Origin of the sequence: Thiomicrospira microaerophila, from assembly GCF_023278225.1 — a bacterium.
Lineage (GTDB): Bacteria > Pseudomonadota > Gammaproteobacteria > Thiomicrospirales > Thiomicrospiraceae > Thiomicrospira > Thiomicrospira microaerophila_A.
The window spans coordinates 365463-391014 of sequence record NZ_CP070959.1 but is presented as its reverse complement, the minus strand read 5'-3'; the positions used below and the strand labels follow the sequence as shown (position 1 = coordinate 391014).

The 25552-nt window shown below is 44.5% G+C and carries 25 protein-coding genes and 1 pseudogene; 10 read left to right on the top strand and 16 right to left on the bottom strand.

Translation table 11 applies throughout. The annotated features are described in order from the left end of the window. Positions 1–56: 56 nt before the first annotated feature. The 11 genes and pseudogenes from secF to JX580_RS01820 form a co-directional block, all read right to left on the bottom strand. Complete coding sequence (secF, locus tag JX580_RS01870) at positions 57–1091, bottom strand: protein translocase subunit SecF (RefSeq protein WP_248851100.1); 1035 nt, start codon at positions 1089–1091, stop codon at positions 57–59. 9 nt (positions 1092–1100) lie between these two features. Further along, positions 1101–2984 carry a protein translocase subunit SecD gene (gene secD / locus JX580_RS01865; protein ID WP_248851099.1) on the bottom strand — a complete coding sequence of 628 codons (1884 nt, stop codon included), beginning with the start codon at positions 2982–2984 and terminating at the stop codon, positions 1101–1103. A gap of 205 nt (positions 2985–3189) precedes the next feature. Continuing rightward, positions 3190–3507: pseudogene (yajC, locus tag JX580_RS01860) on the bottom strand (preprotein translocase subunit YajC); the annotation flags it as partial. A gap of 155 nt (positions 3508–3662) precedes the next feature. Further along, positions 3663–4775, bottom strand: a complete 1113-nt coding sequence (tgt, locus tag JX580_RS01855) for a tRNA guanosine(34) transglycosylase Tgt (RefSeq protein WP_248851097.1) — start codon at positions 4773–4775, stop codon at positions 3663–3665. Next, positions 4765–5805 (bottom strand): tRNA preQ1(34) S-adenosylmethionine ribosyltransferase-isomerase QueA, encoded by a 1041-nt coding sequence (gene queA / locus JX580_RS01850; RefSeq protein ID WP_248851096.1) that lies wholly within the window; start codon positions 5803–5805, stop codon positions 4765–4767. The genes tgt and queA overlap by 11 nt, the downstream gene beginning before the upstream one ends. Before the next feature lie 143 nt (positions 5806–5948). Then, positions 5949–7580: a flagellar hook protein FlgE gene (locus tag JX580_RS01845; protein ID WP_248851095.1), complete on the bottom strand. Its 1632-nt coding sequence runs from the start codon at positions 7578–7580 to the stop codon at positions 5949–5951. A gap of 18 nt (positions 7581–7598) precedes the next feature. Further along, positions 7599–8273, bottom strand: a complete 675-nt coding sequence (locus JX580_RS01840; protein WP_248851094.1) for a flagellar hook assembly protein FlgD — start codon at positions 8271–8273, stop codon at positions 7599–7601. A 10-nt stretch (positions 8274–8283) separates the two neighbouring features. Next, the gene (gene flgC, locus JX580_RS01835) at positions 8284–8697 is read right to left on the bottom strand and encodes a flagellar basal body rod protein FlgC (RefSeq protein ID WP_248851093.1); all 414 of its coding nucleotides are present in this window, start codon (positions 8695–8697) and stop codon (positions 8284–8286) included. A gap of 2 nt (positions 8698–8699) precedes the next feature. Next, positions 8700–9101 carry a flagellar basal body rod protein FlgB gene (gene flgB, locus JX580_RS01830; RefSeq protein WP_248851092.1) on the bottom strand — a complete coding sequence of 134 codons (402 nt, stop codon included), beginning with the start codon at positions 9099–9101 and terminating at the stop codon, positions 8700–8702. Between the two features lie 86 nt (positions 9102–9187). After that, positions 9188–10393 carry a hypothetical protein gene (locus JX580_RS01825; RefSeq protein ID WP_248851091.1) on the bottom strand — a complete coding sequence of 402 codons (1206 nt, stop codon included), beginning with the start codon at positions 10391–10393 and terminating at the stop codon, positions 9188–9190. After that, on the bottom strand, positions 10393–11346 hold the full coding sequence (locus JX580_RS01820) for a chemotaxis protein (protein ID WP_248851090.1): 954 nt from the start codon (positions 11344–11346) through the stop codon (positions 10393–10395). The genes JX580_RS01825 and JX580_RS01820 overlap by 1 nt, the downstream gene beginning before the upstream one ends. 65 nt (positions 11347–11411) lie before the next feature. Here JX580_RS01820 and flgA point away from each other — a divergent pair, with 65 nt between their 5' ends. The 4 genes from flgA (at position 11412) to JX580_RS01800 (ending at position 13688) form a co-directional block, all read left to right on the top strand. Then, positions 11412–12131 carry a flagellar basal body P-ring formation chaperone FlgA gene (gene flgA / locus JX580_RS01815; RefSeq protein ID WP_248851089.1) on the top strand — a complete coding sequence of 240 codons (720 nt, stop codon included), beginning with the start codon at positions 11412–11414 and terminating at the stop codon, positions 12129–12131. Between the two features lie 147 nt (positions 12132–12278). Further along, positions 12279–12587 carry a flagellar biosynthesis anti-sigma factor FlgM gene (gene flgM / locus JX580_RS01810; protein ID WP_248851088.1) on the top strand — a complete coding sequence of 103 codons (309 nt, stop codon included), beginning with the start codon at positions 12279–12281 and terminating at the stop codon, positions 12585–12587. 26 nt (positions 12588–12613) lie between these two features. After that, positions 12614–13075: a flagellar export chaperone FlgN gene (flgN, locus tag JX580_RS01805; RefSeq protein ID WP_248851087.1), complete on the top strand. Its 462-nt coding sequence runs from the start codon at positions 12614–12616 to the stop codon at positions 13073–13075. Between the two features lie 43 nt (positions 13076–13118). Beyond that, positions 13119–13688, top strand: a complete 570-nt coding sequence (locus JX580_RS01800; RefSeq protein WP_248851086.1) for a PilZ domain-containing protein — start codon at positions 13119–13121, stop codon at positions 13686–13688. A gap of 52 nt (positions 13689–13740) precedes the next feature. Here JX580_RS01800 and JX580_RS01795 read toward each other — a convergent pair whose 3' ends face one another. Further along, a complete protein-coding gene (locus tag JX580_RS01795) occupies positions 13741–14292 on the bottom strand; it encodes a thioredoxin family protein (RefSeq protein ID WP_248851085.1) in 552 nt (183 codons plus the stop codon). A gap of 390 nt (positions 14293–14682) precedes the next feature. On the opposite strand from JX580_RS01795, the gene metK reads away from it, so the two are divergent. The 4 genes from metK to gshA all read left to right on the top strand — a co-directional run bounded on the left by metK (position 14683) and on the right by gshA (position 18994). Then, entirely contained in the window at positions 14683–15840 is a 1158-nt protein-coding gene (gene metK / locus JX580_RS01790) for a methionine adenosyltransferase (protein WP_248851084.1), read from the top strand. A 130-nt stretch (positions 15841–15970) separates the two neighbouring features. Next, on the top strand, positions 15971–16840 hold the full coding sequence (gene metF, locus JX580_RS01785; RefSeq protein ID WP_248851083.1) for a methylenetetrahydrofolate reductase [NAD(P)H]: 870 nt from the start codon (positions 15971–15973) through the stop codon (positions 16838–16840). A gap of 25 nt (positions 16841–16865) precedes the next feature. After that, positions 16866–17603, top strand: a complete 738-nt coding sequence (locus JX580_RS01780) for a 16S rRNA (uracil(1498)-N(3))-methyltransferase (RefSeq protein WP_248851082.1) — start codon at positions 16866–16868, stop codon at positions 17601–17603. A gap of 98 nt (positions 17604–17701) precedes the next feature. After that, complete coding sequence (gene gshA, locus JX580_RS01775; RefSeq protein ID WP_248851081.1) at positions 17702–18994, top strand: glutamate--cysteine ligase; 1293 nt, start codon at positions 17702–17704, stop codon at positions 18992–18994. On the opposite strand, the gene JX580_RS01770 is transcribed toward gshA, so the two are convergent. Continuing rightward, positions 18991–19812 carry a YihY family inner membrane protein gene (locus JX580_RS01770; protein WP_248851080.1) on the bottom strand — a complete coding sequence of 274 codons (822 nt, stop codon included), beginning with the start codon at positions 19810–19812 and terminating at the stop codon, positions 18991–18993. The genes gshA and JX580_RS01770 overlap by 4 nt on opposite strands. A 105-nt stretch (positions 19813–19917) precedes the next feature. Between JX580_RS01770 and JX580_RS01765 the strand changes: the two genes are divergently transcribed. After that, on the top strand, positions 19918–22290 hold the full coding sequence (locus tag JX580_RS01765; RefSeq protein WP_248851079.1) for a putative bifunctional diguanylate cyclase/phosphodiesterase: 2373 nt from the start codon (positions 19918–19920) through the stop codon (positions 22288–22290). A gap of 8 nt (positions 22291–22298) precedes the next feature. Here JX580_RS01765 and JX580_RS01760 read toward each other — a convergent pair whose 3' ends face one another. Together JX580_RS01760 and JX580_RS01755 are read right to left on the bottom strand one after the other, a co-directional pair. Continuing rightward, a complete protein-coding gene (locus JX580_RS01760; RefSeq protein ID WP_248851078.1) occupies positions 22299–22850 on the bottom strand; it encodes a DJ-1 family glyoxalase III in 552 nt (183 codons plus the stop codon). A 3-nt stretch (positions 22851–22853) separates the two neighbouring features. Then, positions 22854–24134: a S41 family peptidase gene (locus JX580_RS01755; protein ID WP_432758399.1), complete on the bottom strand. Its 1281-nt coding sequence runs from the start codon at positions 24132–24134 to the stop codon at positions 22854–22856. 213 nt (positions 24135–24347) lie between these two features. On the opposite strand from JX580_RS01755, the gene JX580_RS01750 reads away from it, so the two are divergent. Next, entirely contained in the window at positions 24348–24662 is a 315-nt protein-coding gene (locus tag JX580_RS01750; protein ID WP_248851076.1) for an ArsR/SmtB family transcription factor, read from the top strand. Between the two features lie 27 nt (positions 24663–24689). On the opposite strand, the gene JX580_RS01745 is transcribed toward JX580_RS01750, so the two are convergent. Continuing rightward, positions 24690–25466: a putative metalloprotease CJM1_0395 family protein gene (locus tag JX580_RS01745; RefSeq protein ID WP_248851075.1), complete on the bottom strand. Its 777-nt coding sequence runs from the start codon at positions 25464–25466 to the stop codon at positions 24690–24692. Positions 25467–25552 lie beyond the last annotated feature (86 nt).

Sequence of the window (25552 nt, the reverse complement as noted above, 5' to 3'; positions counted from 1 at the left end):
AAGCGGGGGTACATCCCGAATATTTCACAAATAAAAATCAATGACGAATGAAAACGCTATTTGGTCTCTTCATCTTTTTGTTTACGTTTGGCTTCAGCTTCAAGGAAAGCGCGTTTGAGATCATCATCTTCCTCTTCACCGTTCTCCGTTTGTTTTTTCACCGGCGGCATCAAGTCTTGTTTTGACACACCTAAGGCTAAGGCCGTGGTACTGGCAACATAGATTGAAGAATAGGTACCCACCACAACACCTACAATTAACGCAGTAGCAAAACCATGAATAATTTCACCACCCAGCGTAAACAACGCCACCAATACTAACAAGGTGGTCAAGGAGGTCATTAAGGTACGGCCTAGCATATCATTCAGAGCTTTATTAGACACTTCAACAGGCGTGCCATCCCTCACGGTTCGGAAATTTTCCCTCACGCGGTCAAACACTACAATTGTGTCGTTGAGCGAATAACCAATAATCGCCAGCAAGGCCGCCAACACCGTTAAATCAAACTGCATTTGCGTCCAAGCGAAAATACCGACGGTAATCGTGATGTCATGCACCAGGGCGGCAATAGCACCCAGTGAAAAGCGGAACTCAAACCGCAAAGCGACATAAATCAAAATGCCGATTAGCGCATACAATACCGCTAAAGCACCGTCCGTTGTCAGTTCTTCACCGACTTGCGGGCCAACAAACTCGACACGACGCAACTCAATCGTATCGCTCGACGCTTTTTGCAGCGCATCCATCACCTCGTTACTCAGTGTAGCGGAGGCCATGCCTTCACGCGGGGCAATCCGGATCAGCACTTCGCGTGATGAACCGAAATGCTGTACCTGGGCTTCGTCATAACCTGCTTGCGCTAAATCTTGACGAATCAGCGTTAAATCCGCACCTTGAGGGTAGGTCAATTCAATAATTGTCCCACCGGTAAAATCGACACCCAGGTTCAAGCCCTTATACCAAATGCCAAACACCGAGGCGGCCATTAAGATTAAAGAAAAAATCACCGCCGGATAGCGGATTTTCATAAAGTTTATTTTGCCAAAATCAGTTTGATTTGGGCTTGCAATGGTTTGTGTTGTATCCGTCATTTCAAGCTCCTAAATCGACAATTTTTTAACAGGCTTATTGCCGTATAGCATATTCACCAGCGCACGTGTACCAACAATAGCTGTAAACATTGAGGTAATAATGCCAATGGTCAAGGTGATCGCAAAGCCTTTAATCGGTCCGGTACCAAAGCTAAACAACACTATCGCGGCAATCAAGGTAGTGATATTCGCATCCGCAATCGTAATAAAGGCCTTTTCATAACCGGCATGAATCGCCGTTTGTATCGAAGAGTTTTTCAACTCCTCTTTTATCCGCTCGAATATCAACACATTGGCGTCAACCGCCATCCCGACGGTCAATACAATCCCGGCAATACCCGGTAGCGTTAAGGTGGCTTGCATCAACGACAACACCGCCACAATCAACACTAGGTTCAACGTTAGTGCAATATTGGCAATCATGCCAAAGGTTTTATAACGCCAAGCCATGATAATCAAGACTAAAACAAAGCCGACAATCACCGACATCAGGCCTTGGTCAATGTTGTCTTGACCTAAGCTTGGCCCAACCGTACGTTCTTCAACGATCTCCATTGGCGCGGCTAACGCACCGGCACGGAGCAACAAGGCTAAATTTTGCGCTTCTTGTGAGCTGGAAATACCGGTTATTTGGAAACGGTTGGCAAACTGATCACGAATCACGGCCGCATTAATTACATCACGCGTGACAATCCGTTCACGTACCAGCTCGCCATCGCGCTCGACGGTTTCAATCCGGCTTTCGATAAACACCACCGCCATCCGGTTGCCGATATTATCACGGGTGGTGGCCAGCATCCGACGACCACCGGCACTATCCAATGTCACACTTACTTGAGGTGAACCCTGTTGCGCATCAATCCCTGACTGGGCATTAATCACGCTTTCACCCGACACAATAATACTACGCTGTAGCAATATAGGACGGCCATCACGGAACTGATAAAGTTGCGCATTACTTGGCACAACACCGGTACGCACGGCACGATCAACATCAGCACGCTCATCCACTAAACGAAACTCTAAGGTTGCGGTCGCACCCAAAATCTCTTTAGCACGCGCGGTATCCTGCACACCCGGCAACTGTACGACAATTCGACGCTCGCCCTGCTGTTGGATAATCGGCTCCGCCACGCCTAATTCATTAATACGATTGCGTAGGGTGGTAATGTTCTGCTGCAACGCAAATTTTTTGGTTTCGGCAATCACCGATGAAGACAAGCGCATCTCGACCAAGGATTGGCCCTCGACATCCACCGAGCGGACTTCAAGTTCATTTCGATATTCGCGATTAAGCAAATTAAAACCCTGATCACGTGCATCCGGGGTACGGAACACTACACTCAGGGTTTCATTGGCATAATCAACCGCTTGATAACGTATGCGTGCATCACGCAACAATACCCGAATCTCATCGTCAAAACGTCGATAAGCCCCTTCAACCGCGGCATCCATATCGACATCCATCAAGAAATGCACCCCCCCGCGCAAATCCAGCCCCAAATACATCGGTTGTCCGCCAAGAGCACGTAACCAATTCGGTGTCGCCGGAGCAAGGTTCAATGCCACAATCGCTTGACGACCAAACTCTTCACGAATTACGTCATTGGCACGTAGCTGAGACTCAACATCGTCAAATCGGATTAAATATTGTTGACCATCAAACTCTAGCACTTTAGGTACCAGGCCAGCTTGTGACAGGGTTTGTTCAATTCGTTCGGTCGTCTGTTGGTTAAACTGCCCCACTTGTGCCGGAGAAATTTGAATAGCTGGGTCTTCACCAAACAGGTTAGGCATAGCATAGGTAAGCCCTAAAACAACAGCGGTAATTAGAACAAGATACTTCCACATTGGAAAGCGATTTGAGACCAAGGATCGTTGAGATTCAAACATGTGTATTGCCTTTAAATGGGGCTTGGTAATTCTGAAAGTGGTTTAAAAACATCAAGCGAATGAAAAAAGGGGCACACGCCCCTTTTCACACCTAATCAAAACATTAGTTTTGCTTTTCGGTTTTATCAGTATTTTCTACCGACTCGTTATCAAACTCAGCCTCATCATCTTTCTTCGCGTTTTTGTTTTCCGGTTTAGCGGTACCTTTTAAGGTGCCTTTAGGGAGTAAACGTGCAATATTTTGACGATCAACCTTGACCACTACATTAGGTGCAATTTCCAAATCACAAAATGCGTCATCCAGTTCACGAATCTTACCGCCAATACCGCCATAGGTAATAATTTCATCGCCCTTTTGAATTTCACTGACTAACTTGCGGTGTTCTTTAACTTTTTTCTGCTGAGGACGAATTAACAGGAAGTAGAAAATAACAAACAACAAAATAAGCGGAATCAGTCCTTCCCAACCTGCACCACCAGAACCGCCGCCATCAGCCATCGCATTACTAATAAAAAAGTCCATAAAATACTCCATAATCAAGATTGTTTAAAATTTTGTCGCTGTATTTTGGCACAAGCTGCAATAAAAATCAGCTTTTTTAACCTCAAGCACGATAGTACACCTGTGCTATTCAGTCTTTACATGAACCAAAACACTCACGCAAGGACAGCACTCGCTTACAAATCAGGAACCTCTAAGCCACGCGCACGATAAAACTCAGTTACAAATTGATCGAAACGTGCTTCTGCAATCGCGGCACGTAAATCACGCATCAGCATCTGATAATAATGTAAATTGTGAATCGTATTGAGTCTTGCCCCTTGAATTTCACCGCACTTATCCAAGTGGTGTAAATAGGCGCGGGTATAGTTTTTACAAGTATAACAATCGCATTGAGCGTCAATCGCCTCAAGGCTGGTTTTATTAACGGCATTACGAATTTTAACTACTCCACTATGGGTAAACAAAAATCCATTACGTGCATTACGCGTAGGAATCACGCAGTCAAACATATCAATGCCCCGACGCACCGCCTCGACAATATCTTCCGGCTTGCCAACACCCATTAAATAACGCGGCTTGTCTTTCGGCAATAATGGCTCGGTCGCATCCAACACACGCTTCATGTCTTCTTTAGGTTCGCCCACCGACAGACCGCCAATCGCATAGCCATCAAAGCCGATCTGTTGTAATTTTTCAGCGGAATCTTTTCTTAAATCCTCATACATCCCACCCTGCACTATGCCAAACAAGGCCGATGGATTGTCGCCATGCGCATCTTTAGAACGCTGCGCCCAGCGTAACGACAAACGCATCGACACATCGGCCTCTAAATGTGTCGCTGGATAAGGCGTACATTCGTCAAAAATCATCACAATATCCGAACCCAAGTCGCGCTGTATTTGCATCGACTCTTCCGGTCCCATAAATATTTTTGAACCATTAACCGGGTTAGCGAAGGTGACGCCTTCTTCGGTGATCTTGCGCATTTTGCCCAAGCTAAACACCTGAAAACCGCCTGAATCGGTCAAAATAGGCCCTTGCCAATGCATAAAATCATGCAAATCACCGTGCAGTTTAATAATCTCGGTACCCGGCCTGATCGCTAGATGAAACGTATTGCCCAAAATAATCTGTGCACCAGTTTCAGTAATTTCTTCAGGCGTCATACCTTTTACCGAACCATAGGTTCCCACCGGCATAAAGGCGGGGGTTTCAACTGTACCGCGCGCAAACTTTAGCCGTCCGCGCCGCGCTCGACCATCCTGTTTATCTAATTCAAATTCCATCGTCATCTCTATTCTGTTTAAAAACCAACATGGCATCGCCATAACTAAAAAATCGGTATTGCGCGGCAACCGCATGGCGGTAAGCACTCATCGTAGCCTCATAACCGGCAAACGCACTGACCAGCATAATCAAGGTAGATTCGGGCAAATGGAAATTCGTTAACAACACATCCACCTGCTGAAATTGATAACCTGGGCTAATAAAAATATCGGTTTCACCGGTAAAAGGCTTCAGCTCGCCATCAACCGAGGCGGATTCCAAACAACGTACCGACGTGGTTCCGACTGCAATCACTCGCCCACCTAATTCACGCGCTTTGGCCACCTGTTCAACCAGGCCTGGTTGTACTTCCAGCCATTCTGAATGCATTTTATGCTCGCTGATATTATCCACCTGCACCGGTTTAAACGTACCCGCGCCGACATGCAGGGTAACAAAACCAATATCCGCGCCCTTGTGTTTGATCGCCGCCAACATCGCCTCATCAAAATGCAACCCCGCTGTTGGCGCAGCCACCGCACCCGGACGCGAACCATACACAGTTTGGTAACGTTCTTTGTCTTCATCCGCATCTTCACGCGCAATGTAAGGTGGCAATGGCATATGCCCGTATTGCTCCAGCCATTCTAGCGGTGTATTGGTCGCATCAAATTTGACTTCAAACAACGCATCTTGCCGCCCGGTCACTTCAACGTCAAACACCTTTTCAATCCTTAACACGGCACCCGGTTTGGGCGATTTGGATGAACGTATATGACAAAGCGCCGTGTTGTCACCAGTAATCCGCTCAATTAAAAGTTCAACTTGACCACCAGTTGCCTTTTTACCAAACAAACGTGCAGGAATCACGCGTGTATTGTTAAACACCAATAAGTCATTCGGTTGAATAAAATCGATTAAATCCGCAAAGGATTTATCTTGGCACTGCGCATCTTGAACAACCAGCAAGCGACTGGCTCGGCGCTGTTTAGCCGGTTGTTGCGCAATTAAATGATCCGGCAATTCAAAGTAAAAGTCTTGACGCTTCAACGGAACTTCCTGTCTCTAGGGTTTTAAACCGTGTATTTTGACTGATTTAACTTGAAACTGCCAGCTTAGAAAACCGCTAAAACAAAAAAGCCGGCAATCAAAATGATTTGCCGGCAAGACCAGAAAACAAAAAAACTTAAGTATTAAAGGTTCAAAATAGTTCGCGTTAATTCCTGAGAGGTTGAAATCACCTGCGCACTGGCTTGGTAGGTGCGTTGTAACTGAATCATTTTCACCAGCTCACCGGCGGTATCGACGTTCGAATACTCCAATGAACCCGCTTGAATTGCTCCGACAACACCCGAGCCCGCTTTAGAGATTTGCACCGGCCCCGAACCAAACGATTCAGCGTACATTTGTCCACCGAGCTTTTCTAAAGCGTTCAAGTCATTAAAGTTACCCAAAGCGAGTTGAGCAACCGGAATCGAACGACCATTAGAATAACGTGCTTCAATCACCCCTTCACGGTTAGTGGTCAACCCCACCAGATCACCAATTTTATAACCGTTTTGCGTCACACCACGCAACAGATAATCACCCGCAAACTGTGTCATGTCATCAAAATCAACCGCAATATTAAATTGAGTTGGAGTTGTTCCTTGAATCGGCCCACCTAATGGATCCGTTGCACCAGTAAGCGGGTTATTAACTACAAAATTTAACGATGGCCGTGTACCACTCACTCTCTCAAAGGCAAGGTTTTGTGCGGCAACAGCTGGATCAACATTAGAGTTGGCAACCCCTGCTATCAGTGGAGCAAAGTCAGCATCAGTAGCAATAGCTGTAGCGCCATCCAAAGAAGTTCCAGCGGCATAATCCACAGGCTGCCAAATACCAATGAGCTCACCATTAGTATTAAATCTTAGCTCGTACACCTGTGACGTTACACCGTCAATCGCATTACCGGTTGCTTGGTTAGCAATTTCAGCCGTTCGGTTACCATCCCTATCTACAATTTCATACTGTACTAACCAAGAGGTATACTTCACCGCAGGCTGAAGTGAAACTGCTGGATCATTACCCTCTGCATCAATATCAGAAATATCAGCAGGCACCACATCACGCTTGTAAAAATTACTATTTAATGTGTGCTCTCCTCCTAAGCTATCATGGATAGGTTTAGGGTAAATAAAATCTGGGAAACCCTGATACGCGTTAACGCCCTGCAATCCGAATAAACTCTGCAAGTTTTCCGTCGCCCCGACAGAATCGTCATCAAGGTCATTACCGTTGTTAATTCGCGTTGGATCCGTATTCGCTAACTGCTCACCGTTTAAGTTGATGTTATAAGTCATTTCATCTGTTGCTTTAGGCGTACGGTTTAGATCAGCTAAATTGATCGGCTTTAAAGCCGTATCAAACACCGCGTTCATTTCATTGGAAAGCTCTGCATTAAGGTTAAAACCCAGCAAATTATTCCCCATTTGATCAGTGATAAAGCCTTCTTTATCAAGCTTAAACGAACCATTACGCGTATAGAGATTACTATATTTACCCGACTTATCTTCAAGGATAAAGAAACCATCTCCATCAATTGCCATATCTAATTCGCGGCCAGTTGCAGTGATCGTGCCCTGAGAAAAATCTTGGGTAATCGAATTGACCCTTACCCCATTACCCGGCGTAGTTTGCGCACCCGAAAACATATCGGCAAATTCTGCACGCGACGACTTAAAGCCCATCGACTGCGCGTTGGCAAGGTTGTTCGAGACCACTGACAGGCCTTGTGACATGGCGTTGATGCCACTTAATGCATTTAAATCGTATGCTGACATGATAATCCCCTGTAAAAATTAACTTATTTCTCGAACCGCATCCATTTTGACGCGCTCTCCGGTCGCCAAGGTCAGCATCATGCTACCGTCTGGCTCAACTGAAACACTTCTAACGGAAGTGCCGACATAACTATTGACTGATTTAATATCACCTTCTGCGTTATAACCATAGGCCACCAGTTGGTATTCACCCGATGTCATATCTAAACCTGCAGCATTTTTACCATCCCAACTGATAGAGGTATCGCCACGCGCTAAGCTTGGATAACTCAACTCTCTAACCACGCCTGACCCATTGGTTATCACTAATTTGGCATCTTTTAAAGGCTCACTGGTGTTTAGTCGAATGGTTGAGGCTTCACCCGCTTGGTGAGAAAAAACCTCGCCTTTCGCCACCACATTTTTGCCAATCATGCTGGAGGCCTGCATCACTTGTAAATTTTGGAAACCCGCCGTCATCGCCATCACTGACTGGTTTAACTGTGCCGTTGCTTCCAGCTGACTCATCTGTGTTAAGTCACTAACAAAAGCAGTAGGATCCATTGGCTGTGTTGGATCTTGGTTCATCATCTGAGTGGTTAACAGAAGTAAAAAATCCTTCTGCCCAAGTGCCGTGCTCGGTGCAAAGGCTGCCGGATTACCCGGTTGCTGCAACGCCTCGGTTTTAGTCTGTGTGCTGGGTAAAATACTCATGACTTAACTCCTAGCCTTTTCCAAGCTGGATAGTGCGTAATAAAAGTTGCTTTGAAGTATTCAATACTTCAACATTCGTTTGATAGGTTTGCGATGCGGACATCATGTTTGCCATTTCTTCCACCACGTTAACATTGGGTCGAAAAATATAACCTTCCTCGTTCGCCATCGGGTGATTAGGGCTATATTCCATTTTCAACGGTGCTTGGCTTTCTACAATTTCTTTGACTCTTACACCATTTCTTGGCTCACCGGTTCGTTGATCCAAGATAGTTTGAAATACAGGTTGTTTTGACCTATAGGTTTCATCAGCATTAGAACTAATACTATCCACGTTAGCCATATTCGATGCCACAGTATTCAAACGAATGGTTTGAACATGCATCCCTGTGCCGGAAATGTCCATAATATTAAACAGTGACATGATTATTCTCCTTTGAGAGCGCCGCTTATGCTTTTAATGCGACTATCTATAAACTCAAGCGTCGCCTGGTACTGCATCGCGTTCTCGGCAAATTTTGCCTTTTCAATATGCGCCTCAACAGTATTGCCGTCCAAAGAGGGTTGTGTTGGCATACGATACTTCAAGAAATCGCTGGTAGAGGGTTCGGCAAAGCCTTCAAGATGTCTTGCATTCGTTCTATGCATATCAGGTTTAAAACGCGAATCCGACTGAGATGAAAATTGATGAATAGCTTGTCGAAAATCAATATCTCGTGCTTTAAAGTTAGGCGTATCAGCATTAGCAAGATTATTAGCCAAGACTTCCGCACGATCTCTGCGAACTAACAATGCGCTTTCATGAATACCGAATATTGAATTTGACATGCTGTTTAACCTCTTAACTCGCTTTAATTACAGATAAAGCAAGCAAGATGCCAAAGAAACAAAAAAGAAATGAAAAACTAGAAGCCCTACCAGGAGCGAACACTATCGCCTATTTGAATCTCTGCCTGACCGGCAACCAACCGACCTACGGCAAATTTTGGCATAATGCGGCTAATTTCGATAAAACCTGCCGGATTTTCATCCATACCCAAGTTGCGACCTTGAAAACGCACCGGGTTACCCATTCGACTGTAAACCGCCAATTGATCGCCAGGTTGAATGCCCGATTGATCAGACAAAAACATCACATATTCACCATTTCTAACATCAATAATCTGTGTTTCTAATCGCTCACAACCTAAATGCTGGATCACTCGCTCAACCTGTTGATCGAGTATCCGATTAAACGCTTCACCTGTAGCCGTTCTAAAAAAAGCTAGGGTACCAAATGGACGATCGCGCCCTACTCGCGGATCACCTTGCATTTCAACACTTTCCTTGTGCTGTCGAACGATACGCTGTTTGTTTAGATCAACCAGATACCATTCAACTTCGATGTAACGTCGATTATTTCGTGCGTCATAACCATAAAAACGCCTGACTCGATCTAGCGTTTCACGCCCCTCACTGGCTTGAGCTAAAGATCGTATTGCACTAAGCAACATAAATTGCCCCCCAGTTTGATCCTGAATCGGTGTCAAAACTTCAGGCGTAAGGTTAGGGCTAACCATCATGCCCGGCTGCAAGCCCTGCGCATACTCAATCATTTCAAGGTTTTGATATCCGGCCATATTCAAACGACGGAACAGTTCCATCTGATAGCCTGGCAATAGATTGGCAATGTCCCGCCCCTCATAACTGTTTTCGATCACAACCGGCGCAACCACTACACGATTTTGATAGCCCGCTCCCACAAGATGACCACAAGCCTGGGGGTCTTCAGTCAAACAGACATTTAACACAACTTCATATTCACCTGTTTGCTCGTTGAGAAACTCATCCATCAGGTTAAAACGTTCGACCTTGCTACGGCTTATAAAGCGGCTAGATTGATTTTGCAGGGAAAAATCCTGCATATCGGCACGTGTACTCACCTCGAGATTTGTTTGCATACTGGCCACTTCTAGGGCATTTCGAATCGCCATTTGCCGAGCAAAAGCACGATTGTCATTTTGTACCAGAGCCACTCCTGAAACTTCAAGGCATTGAATACCCCAAGCATTGGCGCCCCCTAACAGACCTATCGCGATGACTAGCAGAGGTTTATAAAATGCTCGATCAATCCAGTTCATTATTTTTGAACACTCTCAATACGCTTAACAATCTCATTGGCCAACTCTTCAGCATGCCATTTGGATAAAAACTTATTCGCCCCCACTTTTTCGGTTAATTTTTCATTAAAACCACCGCTCAGAGAAGAATTTAAAATAACATACAAGTCTTTTAAGCGATCATCTTTTCGAATACTTGATGTGAGGGTATAGCCATCCATTTCAGGCATTTCAATATCGGATATCACCATTAACACCCTTTTTGAAACAGGTTCAGCCAAGCCTTCATCCGCCTCATCAGCCCATTTTTTTAACAACTCCAACGCCTTACGCCCATTATTAACAATGACATGCTTAATTTTAAGTTGTTCAAAAGCGGTTTTTAACTGTGAACGCGCCACAGTTGAATCATCTGCAGCTAATATAAAATACTTTAAACCTTCCGCTTTGGCAGCATGGGCTTGAACAAAATCATCGGACATGGCAGCCGGCGTTCCAGACACCTCAGTCAGTACCTTCTCCACATCGACAATTTCAACGATTTGATTTTGCGCACGTGTAATACCCGTTAAGTAGTTAACATGCATCAATGAATCCGGCGGTGGAAGAATATCTTCCCAGCGCAGATGAATGATCCGATCAACATCTTCAACAAGAAAACCTTGAACCGAACTATTAAACTCCGTGACAATCGTCAAGGTTTCTGACAAGCGTTCTTTAGGAAATGGCTCTAAGTCAAGCGCCATCGCCAAATCAATAATTGGCATAGTGTGCCCACGAATATCAGACACCCCCACAACTCGAGGATCTGATTTAGGCACTGGCGAAATATCAGGCGTTCTAATCACCTCTCTCACCTTAAAAACATTGATGCCAAATAGTTGCTTGCCTTTAATATTGAAAAGCAACAATTCCATACGATTCATACCGGCTAATGACGTGCGTTTATCCACACTTTCAAGAAAACTCGACATCTTAAAGTCACCTTATATTACAATGGGGCGATTAACAAACTTTGTGATTAGAATGCAATTGGCTAATGAAACTTAATTTTATTATACAGAATTTGAAAGTTTTACTTTTTGGCATGCTAATGGCCTTCTTCACTCTGCAGTCAAAGGCCTGGGGAACAAACAACCACGCCCTTGAAGATATCCACCAACAGGTTTATTTTTACCTAAAGCAAAACCTAGACCAACAAATCATCGATCCGCTAATTAATGTCAGACCGCTTTCTGCACACGTTTCACTGGCTCAGTGTCAAAGCAAGCTTCAACTCAGCCAGCGAGCAACCCAGACGTTAGCAGGCAGGCAAACGGTTCTAGTAGAGTGTATGGATCCTGCATGGCGGGTGTTTGTAACCGCTGAAATTGATGGCAAAATCTCTGCCGTGGTAGCTAGACAAGGTATTCTAAGGCAAGCCATCATAAATCCAAGCGATGTTGAACTACGTGCAGTGCCTATTAACGAGGTACGTCGTGGATGGCTAGAGTCGGTCGAAAATGTTGTCCACGCGCGTGCTAAGCGCGCTATTCGACCAAACACTGTGATCAACCTCACCATGCTTGACCCACCCTATTGGGTAATCGATAAACAAGAAGTTACAATTATCACTCAAGTTAGTGGTCTTGAAATCCGTACCACAGGGATTGCTTTGTCCAACGCGATGCAACATGAGCAAGTAGAGGTCAGAAATAAAAACTCTAATATTGTTATCACCGGCATAGTTATTGCTCCCAACACAGTATCTGTACCCTAGACAGCACAAACCTTATAAAAATTAAGACAATATACCTAGCGTATAAGACATAAAAAAATAATTAAAGCTTTCCAATATTAGCCGTTAAAGTCTATAGAATTGCAAAAGATGCTGATAAAATAGCGTTGAGAATGAGGGTTTATAATCATGGATATCAAAAATTTAAATAACAATCTGACCAGCACTCGCTCTCATGAGCCTGCAAAATCGTCAGAAAAAGCGACACCAAATAATAGCATTAACGATGGCAACAAACCTTCGTCTGACAAGGTAACCTTGACATCCTTGTCTGCTCAAATACGTGAAATTGAGAAACGCGCAGCCTCTGCCCAGTCTTCCAATGAAGCCAGAATTGCAGAGCTGAAACGTGCTATTGACGATGGTAGCTACAAAGTAGATGCTAGTCGAGTAGCGGATAAACTTATCACCACTGAATTATTGTTCGCTCGAGCATAATTCACTAATTTATTGATTCGTACCCTATGTCAGTCATCAATCGTAATGAGCTTTCCCTCCAGCTTGAACAATTGATGACTGACTTGGAAACCTTCAAAAGTCTACTTGAACAAGAATCTCTGCTACTTAACCATAACAAGATTCCACAACTTAACGAAATCCTCTTACAAAAACAATCTATAGCCGATCAGCTAGATGAAAAAATTGCTAAACTTCAAGACCAATTCTCTATTAGCTTAATAGAATATTCACAGCTTCCTACATCGAACTTAACTTCTGACCAACATCAGATAATTAATATAATTATCAACCTAAGCAATCAATGCTTTCAATTAAATCGTAAAAATGGCATGATTATCTCCGGTCTTAGTCATCTGAACAACGAACTGCTCAGACAACTCGCTCCCGATGAAAACAATATTAATCTTTATGGGGCATCTGGAAAAACTAAAGCATCAGATACTAAAAAAACATTAGGAACGGCATAAGCCCTTAATTTTAATAAGATATTCTAAATTAAAGTGACAAACTATGACACAAGAGCAACGCAGTTTTTTTCGCCTCGATGTTATGCTACCTTGCAGCTACCGAATCTTAAGTCCTGAGCAAGCTAAAAGCGCCCCTCTTCCGACGCATGCAGACAGTGGATTCATAGAAAAATACTTTATGCATAACCTGGTCGAGCTTGATAAAGAAATAAACGATCTCGTTGACCAAATTGGCACCAAAAGCACCATTCTAGCCGATGCTTTAACAGCGATTAATAATAAAATCTCATTTATTATGCAAACCATCGATCAAGATAAGCTGACCCAATGCATTCCTCAACGCATGGTAAACCTCAGCGCGGGCGGAATTTGTTTTAGCATCAATGAAAAAATCACCCAAAATGACGTCATAGATGTACTACTTGTACCATTAAAACAAGAAGCACCCATCATTGCCCGCTGTCATATTGTCAAAATCACCAACAGTGGTGACAGCGATATTGTGTCATTAAAATTTGATAACTTGAGTGAAGATGATCGCAGAAAATTGGTTTATTTTATTCAGACCAAAGAAGTCGAAGCAGCCAATAAGCTTCGACACGCTAGAGATTAATGCTAATTTCTAGGCGCCAAAAATATTTAGCGCCTAGAATTACCAAGCATTTTTAAAGCCATTTAATTGAACAACCCATACTCGGAATCTGCTCAAGTGGCCCTTGCCCTGTTTCGGCAACCAGCTTCATCGCCTCAAACAAATCTCTACGAACATCCGGCTCAGCTGCTTGTTTTCGTGAGGCATCAAGCCGACCTCGATACTGCAACTTTAGCTCCGCATTAAAACCAAAAAAATCTGGCGTACAAATAGCCCCATAAGCCTTAGCCACCTGCTGGGTGTTATCGATTACATAAGGAAACGGAAAACGCCATTTTTCAGCTACCCGCTTCATATTTTCAAACGAGTCCTCTTGATATTCATTCGGGTCGTTCGACATAATCGCAATAGTGTTAACCCCTAATCCCTTGAGCGCTAGGCAATCACGGACTAAGCGATCTTGAATTGCTTTGACATAGGGGCAGTGATTACAGATAAAAGCAACTAAAAGCCCCTTCTCACCCCTAGCTTTGTCCAAATTCCATAATTGACCATCAACGCCTAATAATTCGAAATCAACAGCATCACGCCCAAATTCACAAACCGGGGTAGTTAAACTCACCATAATGAAAAACTCCTTTTCACTCTAAACACTATTCTAAGATATTTATTCCAAACACCTCTTCTGGGGCTGGATACCCAAAAAAAGGATAAAAAAGTCAATTCTAGGCACAAAAAACATTGTTAAGCTTCTGCCAAACGTTGCAATAACGAAAACGACAGATTTTAAACACCTATTCGTTCATAACTTTGCACAAATCTCAGATCACCAGGCCTGGTTACCACTTTATCAACCAAAGCTGCTATTTGACTCATTATTCTAATGTGTCATAATAGCATATTGCGCCGATTTGATAATCAGCTTGCGGGCGCGTTACTAAGTACGGCTAAAGCGAGGAGTTTTCCCGCCTCTTTCCGTACCTCACTTTTGTTTTTTTGAATTGCGAGGTTAAACATGACTACCACTGTTTTTACATCTGAATCCGTTTCTGAAGGCCATCCTGATAAAATTGCCGACCAAATTTCTGACGCCATGTTGGATGCGATTATGCAACAAGACCCGCGCGCGCGCGTCGCCTGCGAAACCTTTGTTAAAACCGGCATGGTGTTGATCGGTGGTGAAATCACCACCAGCGCCTGGGTTGATCAAGAAGAATTGGTACGCAAAGTCGTTAAGGACATTGGTTATGACAGCGCTGACCTGGGTTTTGACGGCGACACCTGTGCGGTACTCACCGCGATTGGTAAACAGTCTGCTGAAATCGCCATGGGCGTCGATGAGTATGACGACCACGAACAAGGCGCCGGTGACCAAGGCCTCATGTTTGGTTATGCCTCGAATGAAACCGATGTGTTGATGCCTGCACCTATTTATTATGCCCACCGTTTAATGGAGCGCCAAGCGCAAGTGCGTAAATCCGGCGAACTACCCTGGTTGCGCCCGGATGCGAAAAGCCAAGTCACCCTGCGTTATGAAAACGGCCAACCGGTAGCCATTGATGCGGTGGTGCTCTCGACGCAACATAGCCCTGACATTGAAAATGCCGCGTTGCGTGAAGCAGTGATGGAGCTGATTATCAAGCCGACATTGCCGGCAGAATGGTTGCACGCTAAAACCCAGTATCACATTAACCCGACCGGGCGTTTTGTGATTGGCGGCCCGGTGGGTGATGCCGGTTTAACTGGGCGTAAAATCATTGTGGACACCTATGGCGGTATGGCGCGCCACGGTGGCGGCGCCTTCTCCGGCAAAGACCCGTCTAAAGTGGATCGTTCTGCCGCTTATGCCGGACGTTATGTAGCGAAAAATATTGTCGCAGCAGGCCTGGCGGACAAGTGCGAAATTCAAGTGTCTTATGCGATTGGTGTCGCCGAACCGACGTCGATTAGCATCGACACCTTCGGCACGGAAAAAATTGCGGTCGAAAAAATCGAGCAGTTGGTACGTCAACATTTTGACCTGCGCCCGAAAGGCTTGATTGCGATGCTGGATCTTTATCGCCCGATTTACCAAAAAACCGCCGCGTACGGCCACTTTGGTCGTGAACTGCCTGAGTTCACCTGGGAAAAAACCGATAAAGCCGCCGCCCTTCGCGCTGACGCCGGTTTATAGTCGACATTAAACCCAGCAGTGCGTAACCTTATGCTCCAGCGACGCCTCTTTTTTCGCAGAAAAAAGCCGAAGGAGTCGGGGCATAAGGTGAGAGCACTTGGCGTGCAACATACAAAACAGGACGCAAGTCATGAAATCACAACAAAAATACCCACAAGGCTTTAGCCTAGAATGTTTTCCGCCACGCACGGCGGAAGGCAGTGACAAGCTTAACCAAGTGATTGATGAGTTAAGTGTGCTCAACCCTGAGTATATCTCCGTCACCTACGGCGCAGGTGGCACCACCCAAGAAAAAACCCTTGAAACCGTCACCCACATTCAGCAAAACACCCGCTTTGATGCCGTGCCGCATTTAACCTGCATTGGCGCGACCAAAGACAGTATTCGTGCGTTACTAAAAACCTATCAAGACCTCGGCATTAAGCGCATTGTCGCATTGCGCGGTGACATGCCCTCCGGCATGATGGACCCGGGTGAGTTTAAATATGCGGCTGATCTGATTGCCTTTATTCGCCAAGAAACCGGCGATCAGTTCACGCTGGAAGTCGCCGCCTACCCGGAAACCCATCCGCAAGCACGCAATTGCGATCAAGGGATTAAACACTTTAAACACAAGGTCGATCAAGGTGCCGATGCCGCGATTACCCAGTATTTCTTTAATGCCGACAGCTATTTCTATTTTATTGATAGCTGCGAAAAAGCGGGCATCGACCTGCCGATTGTGCCGGGCATTATGCCGATTACCAATTACGAGCAGTTGATTCGATTTTCCGCCATGTGCGGCGCCGAAGTGCCGCGTTGGTTGAAATGTCGTTTAGAAAGCTTTGATGAAGACACGGCCAGCTTGCGTGCCTTTGGTCAGGACTATGTCACCCGCCTTTGTCAGCGCTTGCTCGATAACGGCGCGCCCGGCCTGCATTTCTACAGCATGAACAAAACCCAGCCGACGCTCGATATCGTGCGCGATCTCAACTGGCGCAACGACAACATGCAGCTGTAAATCTGCAATCTAATCGAGCCAAGCGATGCGTATTCCACGGTTTTATTTAGCAGCGAACTATCAACCAGGCCTGGTGATTGAGCTAGACAAGGATCAAGCGCACTATGCGCTGACTGTATTGCGGCTAAAAAATGGCCATCAAATTCAGGTGTTTGATGGCCAAGGCCAACAAGCCGATGCTCGCCTGCAGGTGATAGGTCGGCGTGATGCGCAGGTGGTGTTGGGCGACACCCTCACCAGGCCTGGTTGCGAATCCCCGCTCAACACCTTGTTAGTGCAAGGCATTTCGCGCGGCGAACGCATGGATTATAGTTTGCAAAAAGCGGTGGAATTGGGTGTCAGCGCGATTCAACCGGTGTTTACCGAGCGCTGCGAAGTCCGACTCGATGAAGACAAGGCTGAAAAACGCCGCCAACAATGGCAAGCTCTTGTGATTAGCGCCTGTGAACAATCCGGCCGCTGTGTCGTGCCGGAAGTCAAACCGCTGATTACCCTCGAACACTGGTTTGACGAAAACCCACACCAACCAGGCCTGGTGCTGGATCCTTACAGCACAAAAACCCTCAATGAAATCGAAAAGCCCAATCTAACGCAAAGCCTCGCATTACTCATCGGCCCCGAAGGCGGCTTGACCGAACAGGAAGTCGAACAGGCACAAGTACAGGGTTTACAAGGCATACGGCTCGGCCCACGCATTCTGCGCACCGAAACCGCCGCCCCGGTCATCCTCAGTTTACTGCAAGCGCGCTGGGGCGATCTTTAGCAATAAAAATCCAATTTCCTACTAAAAAAGTCAGAAATTACTGATTTTGTTTTTGTTATAATTTATCGATTTAGTAATCATTTAAAGAGATGGAAACCATGCCTCACTCCTATCAAGTTCCACACCTAAAAACGGCTTTAAAAGGCCCTCTACTCGAACTTGAAGCTCACCTGCTCGACCACAGCGTTGCGATTGAGGCTTGGTTTCGCCAACAATTCCGTGACACGCCAGCACCCTTTTATGCTTCGGTTGATCTCAGAAATGCTGGCTATAAATTGGCTCCCGTTGACACAAATCTTTTCCCGGCTGGATTTAACAACCTCCACTCAGACTTAAGACCGCTTGCGGTTCAAGCAACTCAAAATGCGATTACCCAAGCCTGCCCGGTTACCGATGGGGTATTAATTATTCCTGAAAACCATACACGCAATATGTTCTATTTGGAAAACCTGTGCACACTTAAAGAGATTATTGAAAACGCAGGCTATGAAGTCCACATTGGATCACTTAACGCGGATATTACACAGGCTACCGACATCGCCTTGCCATCAGGCAAAACAATCACGCTTAAGCCGTTAAAACGCCAAGCTGAAAGGGTCGGCGTAGATAATTTCTTCCCTTGTGCCGTACTTTTGAATAACGATCTCAGCGGTGGTCGGCCTGGAATTCTAGAAGGCATAGAACAAACTTTGCTTCCACCTCTTGAACTAGGTTGGGCAACACGTTACAAAACACAACACTTTAATCATTACAAAGATGTCGCACAAAGCTTTGCCGAACTAGTTGAGATTGATCCTTGGTTAATTACCCCTGAGTCCGTGCAATGTGGAGAGATCGATTTTAAAAACCATATCGGTTTGGACCGCTTGGCCAATACGGTCAATCAGGTACTCGCCAAAACTGCCGACTATTACCATACCCATGACATTGACTGTAAACCCTTTGTGATTATTAAATCAGATAGTGGAACCTATGGCATGGCCATTATGTCGGTCTATAATGCAGAAGACGTGCTCAACTTAAACCGCAAACAACGCAATAAAATGACGTCAGCCAAAGAGGGATTAAGTGTTGATAAAATGCTAGTTCAAGAAGGTGTTTATACCTTTGAAACGGTGGAAGAAGCAGTCGCTGAGCCGGTAGTTTACATGATTCACAACCATGTGATTGGTGGTTTCTATCGGATTCACACTGGGAAAACCGCAACCGACAATCTGAACAGCCCCGGAATGCACTTTGAACCCATGTCTTTTCAACAGTCGGGAGTTTTGCCCGACCAAACTCAAGATCCTGATGCAGAGCCTAATCGCTTCTATGCCTACGGAGTGGTCGCTCGCTTGGCACTATTAGCCGCTGCGCGTGAAATTCAATCTGCGAAAAATAAAGTCTAGTTTTTAGCGCCTGCTGAACAAGTCCATTCGGCTAAAACGCAGGCGTTCCAAATTAATATAAACCACATTAAATACAACCAAAGCAAAAACACCGGCACCGCCGCCAAAGCACCATAAACAAGATCATAGGTTGGAAAGGCAGAAATATACCAAGCAAAACCGGTTTTTAACAATTCAACCTTAATCGACGCCATTAAAGCAACCCACCAGGCCTGCTTCCAGCTTACCTGGCTCATAGGTACAAATTTAAACAACAGCATAAAACCCAAAACACTAAAAATTAAGGGCAAACTACTCATCAACTGGTTCACGCCCCGGCTCACTGTCATATCGCCTAGCAACAAAGGCCAAGCGAGAACATAACTGCTTGCCACCAGACTCAAACCCAATAACAAAGGACCTAGCAAACTCACACCTAAATAATTAAGCAAACTAACCCACCAACGTCGCTGATAATCTGCATTCCACATTGCATTGATTTTCTGATCAATCGTCCACAGCAATATTAAAGTCGTGACTAACATGACAACCAGGCCAGGCGTAGTCAATCGGCTGGCTTGCTCAGCAAACAAGGTTAAATAACTCTGAATAACGGGCTGAGATTCAGGCATCAAATGCGCCACCACTAATTGCATCACTAAATGCTGAAAAGGCTCAAACCATTCAGAAGCAGAAAATAAGCTCAACATCACCGCTAGCATCGGAACTAAACCAATCAATGTTGTATAAGCTAAAATAGCCACCGCCTCGCTTCCTCGCTGATGCCAAAAGCGAAGAAACACCTTTTTCCAAAAATTCAAACCCATCAATATACCCATTGTTTCGCCTTTTAACACAGCTTAAAACCCAATTACATTTTATCTTACAAAACATTTAAAAATAGCGATAATACCCTTTCAAACTATTAGCCATAAAGCGACTCAATGGAAACAAACGCAAAAAAATCACACTATCTGGTTTTAGGTAGCTATTTAATTATTATATTAATCATGATTGTGGCCAGTTTATTTGCCTCTCATCTTGAGCGCAAGCTGCAACAAGCGATCACGCAATTAGAGCAAAAGACCCTACTTAAGGACCAGGTCGAAAACCTATATCAACACGCCCGCAATCGAAGTGTTTTACTTTTCCGATTAGTCAATAGTCGTGATATTTTTGAAAAAGACCAATTTAACATGCAACTGTCAGCGGAAGCGAGTGCGATGATTTTGATTGTTGACTCACTTGGTCAGCAAGCCACTTCGCCCATCACACAAAACCACCTGCAAAACCTTCTCTCAGAGTTCGAACAAAACTACCGTAAACAGTCTCAGGTGGTCACACTCGCATTTGAAGAAGAATACGAACTGGCTAGTAGCCTGTTGGTTTTTGACACCCTGCCCCATCAAGAGGGGGCGCTGAGTATTTTTCGACAATTAAAAAGTCACTATCATCAACAGATCAACAGACAGCAACAGGAAGTTAATCACCTAATCACACAAATAAAAAACTACTGGAGCGGTGTTCTTGGACTGGTTCTATTATTGCTACTTATTTCTGCAAGAACCACTTTTCTAAAACTCAGAAAAGCCGATAGGATTCAACAAGAGTTTAAACAAAAACTGACACAACAGGTTAATGAGCGCACTCAAGAACTTGTTCTCGACAGCAGCATTCTTCATAACATTCACGAAGCCTTTGCGATTACTAACCAGCAAGGAACTATTGTTAAAACTAACCAGCCTTTTGAAAACCTAATTAAAGATAAGCCAACCTCGATAAACAAATCGATTTGGCATCAACTTGAACAACTATTTTACGGGTTTGAATCATCAAAAATACTCAACCAACTCAGTCAACAAGATCACTTTCGACAAGAAGTGCTTCTTCAGCAAGATGAAGATATTCATTTTTTAATTGATATTTTTAGAAACAATGATCCTCGACTTGATCATCAACACTTATGCTTTCTTTTAACTGATATCAGCCACTTTAAAGCGACACAGAACGAACTCGAAGACCTAGCAAATTACGACAATGTAACCGGCTTAGCAAACCGCCACTTGTTTCAAAACACACTACAAACCTGGATTAAAGATCAATATGTCTTTAGTGTATTTTTTGTCGACCTAGATAACTTCAAATGGATCAATGACACCCAAGGCCATGCTGAAGGAGATCATGTACTAGCGCAAGTCGCTACGTTATTAGCCAGACTTATTCCTGACCAAACTCAGAACCTAGTTGCTCGTCTGGGTGGGGATGAGTTCGCCCTGTTATGCAGAAACCTTGACGAACGCGCGATAGCTACGCTTGCTAATGCAATGATTCAGGGCGTTTATCAGCTCTACCAAGGCATTAACCCTTCTAAAACACTGGGATGCAGCATTGGTATCGCCCACTACCCAAGAGACGGCCAAAGCCGCGAAGACTTAATGCGCCATGCTGATTATGCCATGTACAAAGCGAAGGAGCAGGGCAAAAACCGCTATTGTTTATTCTCCGATGACATGAATGAACAAATCCATTATCTCTATGACATGGAAATTCAGTTACATCGCGCACTTGAAAAACAAGAGTTTTACATGGTTTACCAACTGCAATACCAACTTAACACTCTTGAGGTATCCGGGGCGGAAACACTCATTCGGTGGCAATCTGAAAACCGTTTTATTTCTCCAGCTGAATTTATTCCTTTGGCGGAACGATTTGGGCTCATCCAATCGATTGGCCGTTATGTTTTAAATGCCACACTTGAACAACTTAACCAATGGAAACAATCTTGCATCGCCATACCGCGTGTGGCCATTAATGTTTCTAGTGCACAACTTAACGGCGAAGGATTTGTTGACGATGTCAAACGTCAGCTCCAGCACTATCAGATTGCACCCCATCAACTGGAACTTGAAATCACTGAAAGCCTATTAATGGATCACCTAAGCGAGGACAATAAAGCCCTGCAGGCCTTGCAGGAAAAAGGCTTAGAAATTGCGATAGATGATTTTGGAACTGGTTATAGTTCATTAGCTTACATTAAGCATCTGAACGTCGACCGCATTAAAATTGACCAAGGATTTATTAAAGACCTAGAATACAATGCTGAATCCTACTCAATCGTTAAAACGATTATTACTATGGGACATAGTTTAGGATTAAAAGTAATCGCAGAAGGTATCGAAACGATTAATCAATTAATCATATTACGCGATCTCGGATGTGACGAAGGCCAAGGTTATCTACTCGCCAAACCGGAAAAGCCAGAGAACCTAAGCTTTGATGCGCTAACCGAATTAAATCAGATCAGTCAAAAAAACTAAAAAAACGATTAGCGAACCAGAGCAGACTCAACCTGTTGACGCACCGCTACCCCCTTCAAACGCTCAATTAAGTGCAAAGCAAAATCCATCGCGGTTCCTGGCCCACGAGATGTAACAACTGAACCGGCATCAACCACTGCCTGGTTAGAATAGCGCATATCTTTTGCTGGCGACTGATCAAGCACACCCGGATAACTAGTTGCATCTAAACCATCGAGCAAGCCTGCCTTTTTAAGCACCTTCGGCGCCGCACAAATGGCTGCGACTAAATGCCCCTGCTCAACTGTTCGTCGCAATAAGGATAGAACACGCGAATCCTCAGCTAAAAAATCAGCCCCCGGCAATCCACCCGGTAAAACCACTAGATCATAATTTTGTGTTATAGCCTGCTCTAACTCTATTTGAGCTTGAATCACCACACCACGTGAGCAGCAAATTAAACGATTGGCATCCAAGCTGGCCGTCACCACATCAACCTTGGCTCTTACCAACAAATCAATAATGGTGACAGCCTCTAACTCTTCACAGCCTTGCGCTAATGGCACGAGCACTCGAGCCATAAATTAACGTCCTCGACTCATAAAGACCATGCTTCTCAATAAATTGAGTGCTTCATGCAATTCATAATCCTCAGCTAATAGGTCTGCCTTTTCTTCAGTATCAACCTGCTCTTCGTCTTTTTTACCATTACCCAAATGGTTCTCCAGAGTGGCTTCCGTTCTTAAACCCAAGCCAATGTTTGCGACACGCTCAACATTTACACGGTCTATTACAATATCAGGCTTAATACCTTCAGCTTGGATAGAACGACCCGACGGAGTGTAATAAAGTGCGGTGGTTAACTTAATCGCTGCACCATTATTTAAAGGTAACAAAGTTTGCACCGATCCCTTGCCAAAGGTTGTACGTCCCACCACCAATGCACGACCATGATCTTGAAGCGCACCGGCTACAATCTCAGAAGCCGATGCAGAACCTTCATTAACTAGAATAATTAATGGCCGCCCCTGTAACAGATCACCCCGTTTAGCTTCAAAACGCATCTTAGCACTGTCAATTCGACCTTCAGTATAGACAATGAGACCCTCATCTAAAAATACATTACTAACATCAACCGAAGCATTTAAAACGCCCCCTGGGTTGTTGCGCAAGTCTAATATAAGCCCTTTCAACGGCCCCTCATTTTCCTTATCTAGCGTGCGAATAGCATCCACTAAATCTCGACCTGTACGAACTTGGAACTGACTTATACGCACATAACCTAAATCCTTGTCCAACATGCGTTGACGCACACTTTTAACTTTAATAACCGCTCGCGTTAGTTCCAACTCAATCGGTTCGCGCTGCCCTTGACGCATAATGGTCAGCTTAATCGTACTTCCCGGTTCACCACGCATTAGCTTGACCGCGTCGGTTAAACTCATACCCTTAACCGATTTATCATCTAGGCGAATAATCAAATCACCCGCCTGAACCCCAGCACGCTGCGCAGGCGTATCATCAATCGGGGCAATGACTTTTACAAACCCATCTTCAGTACCGACCTCCATACCCAACCCGCCAAACTCACCACGGGTATGCTCTTCTACCTTTTCAAAATTTTCAGGAGGCAAATAGGCTGAATGAGGATCCAAATTGGATAGCATGCCACTAATTGCATTTTCAAGCATTTTGCTGTCTTCAATTGGCTCTACATAACTGCTGGATATGCGCTCATAAACCTCAACAAACGCTCGCAGTTGCTCTATAGGCAAAGATTGCAGGCTTTGTGTTTGACGATCAGCCATCACACTCGTACCCACAACAAGCATCGCGCCCAAGACCACACCAGTTAATACCCACATGGTCTTTTTCATATAGGTTAATTTAGTCACATTCATCTCCAAGTTTGTATACCAATTTAAGGTTACATATTAAATTTATTTTGATAAAGGTCAAGTTTAGCTGACAAATCCACCTAGTTTCTATTAGAATTTGATTAAATATTAATGTTTTCACAAAAACGAAAACAATCTAGGCAACAAACAACATAATAAAAATGAGGCGGATACCCAAAAATGTCAGAATCTGATTTATTTGAAATGAAAGAAGATAATATTGTTAAGGCATCAAAAGCACTTAAAGCAATGGGACATCCCTTAAGGTTAAAAATACTCTGTGTATTAAGTGATGGTGAGTTGCCAGTAATGGATATTGTTTCCAAAGTAGGCACAACACAAAGCAATGTATCACAACATATTGATATTTTGCGTGAAAAAGGAATCCTTTCATCACGACGTGACGGAAGTCGGATATTATGCCAAGTTGCTGATAAAGAAATTATCAACCTACTGCATGCAATGCAATCAACCTTCTGCCCAACCGAGGCATAACTGAATTACACCAGCCTAGCGAATTAGCTAGGCTGCGTTGATTTGAAGGCGCATTCTTAAATCAAAATTATTGCGCTCTAAAACCTGCCCTAAGCTATCAGTGTTCTGATTAGTTTGATTACGGGGATCTATAGAATTCGCCTGAGCTGGCAATGCCTGATTTTCATTAAGACTACTTGGCGCACTTCTATCATTAGTCTCCTCAGACGTTTTTAATTCATCAGCACGCTCTGCTTGTAACTCGCTTCTGGCTTGCGCTTGCAATTGCGATGCTTGTGCAGCGACTTTAAAATCCTGCGCTGAAGGCTGTGCCGGTGCCAAAGCAGCACGTTGCACAACCATCATTTTCTGTATCGTGGCTTCTGGATCTCCAGAAACGGGAGAGGTATCAATTCCGACCGAACCACCTACTGCATATTTCTGACCATCTGGCCCGGTTTGATAATCATAGTTAATACCGCCTGTAGCATAGGGGCCTGCTGCACTTAAATGAGCCTGCTCATGAGTGCGCACTTCCTGATCACGCGCACGCAATTGAGCAATAACCTGTTCAAAAGCTAATTGTTGCTGAGCAGCCTGTCGTTCTTCGCTAACATCGTTGGTTTCAACCTTCGGTTCCAAAGGCCGATCTTCAATCGGACTCGCCCTTTCAGGTTTATTTACCCTATACGAAGAATCTATTGCCTCTGATTGCTTCACGGATTGCGGAATCATAATGGATTGGCTCGGTTGAGACTGCATCAGTGATGGTGCTTTGGCTAGCCAAGCAGACGACATATATTTAGTCGCATTCATCAAATCCATAACTCAAAACCCTTTTAAATCAATTAAATACAATGGTAGCACATTAAGCAGTCGATAAGCAAAGTCCTAATTCCAGAAAATTTATA

Coding starts and splice junctions, on each gene's coding strand:
- secF (WP_248851100.1), bottom strand. CDS start 1,091: ATGACGGATACAACACAAACCATTGCAAGCCCAAATCAAACTGATTTT.
- secD (WP_248851099.1), bottom strand. CDS start 2,984: ATGTTTGAATCTCAACGATCCTTGGTCTCAAATCGCTTTCCAATGTGG.
- tgt (WP_248851097.1), bottom strand. CDS start 4,775: ATGGAATTTGAATTAGATAAACAGGATGGTCGAGCGCGGCGCGGACGG.
- JX580_RS01845 (WP_248851095.1), bottom strand. CDS start 7,580: ATGTCAGCATACGATTTAAATGCATTAAGTGGCATCAACGCCATGTCA.
- JX580_RS01840 (WP_248851094.1), bottom strand. CDS start 8,273: ATGAGTATTTTACCCAGCACACAGACTAAAACCGAGGCGTTGCAGCAA.
- flgC (WP_248851093.1), bottom strand. CDS start 8,697: ATGTCACTGTTTAATATTATGGACATTTCCGGCACAGGGATGCATGTT.
- flgB (WP_248851092.1), bottom strand. CDS start 9,101: ATGTCAAATTCAATATTCGGTATTCATGAAAGCGCATTGTTAGTTCGC.
- JX580_RS01825 (WP_248851091.1), bottom strand. CDS start 10,393: ATGAACTGGATTGATCGAGCATTTTATAAACCTCTGCTAGTCATCGCG.
- JX580_RS01820 (WP_248851090.1), bottom strand. CDS start 11,346: ATGTCGAGTTTTCTTGAAAGTGTGGATAAACGCACGTCATTAGCCGGT.
- flgA (WP_248851089.1), top strand. CDS start 11,412: ATGAAACTTAATTTTATTATACAGAATTTGAAAGTTTTACTTTTTGGC.
- flgM (WP_248851088.1), top strand. CDS start 12,279: ATGGATATCAAAAATTTAAATAACAATCTGACCAGCACTCGCTCTCAT.
- flgN (WP_248851087.1), top strand. CDS start 12,614: ATGTCAGTCATCAATCGTAATGAGCTTTCCCTCCAGCTTGAACAATTG.
- JX580_RS01800 (WP_248851086.1), top strand. CDS start 13,119: ATGACACAAGAGCAACGCAGTTTTTTTCGCCTCGATGTTATGCTACCT.
- JX580_RS01795 (WP_248851085.1), bottom strand. CDS start 14,292: ATGGTGAGTTTAACTACCCCGGTTTGTGAATTTGGGCGTGATGCTGTT.
- metK (WP_248851084.1), top strand. CDS start 14,683: ATGACTACCACTGTTTTTACATCTGAATCCGTTTCTGAAGGCCATCCT.
- metF (WP_248851083.1), top strand. CDS start 15,971: ATGAAATCACAACAAAAATACCCACAAGGCTTTAGCCTAGAATGTTTT.
- JX580_RS01780 (WP_248851082.1), top strand. CDS start 16,866: ATGCGTATTCCACGGTTTTATTTAGCAGCGAACTATCAACCAGGCCTG.
- gshA (WP_248851081.1), top strand. CDS start 17,702: ATGCCTCACTCCTATCAAGTTCCACACCTAAAAACGGCTTTAAAAGGC.
- JX580_RS01770 (WP_248851080.1), bottom strand. CDS start 19,812: ATGGGTATATTGATGGGTTTGAATTTTTGGAAAAAGGTGTTTCTTCGC.
- JX580_RS01765 (WP_248851079.1), top strand. CDS start 19,918: ATGGAAACAAACGCAAAAAAATCACACTATCTGGTTTTAGGTAGCTAT.
- JX580_RS01760 (WP_248851078.1), bottom strand. CDS start 22,850: ATGGCTCGAGTGCTCGTGCCATTAGCGCAAGGCTGTGAAGAGTTAGAG.
- JX580_RS01755 (WP_432758399.1), bottom strand. CDS start 24,134: ATGTGGGTATTAACTGGTGTGGTCTTGGGCGCGATGCTTGTTGTGGGT.
- JX580_RS01750 (WP_248851076.1), top strand. CDS start 24,348: ATGTCAGAATCTGATTTATTTGAAATGAAAGAAGATAATATTGTTAAG.
- JX580_RS01745 (WP_248851075.1), bottom strand. CDS start 25,466: ATGGATTTGATGAATGCGACTAAATATATGTCGTCTGCTTGGCTAGCC.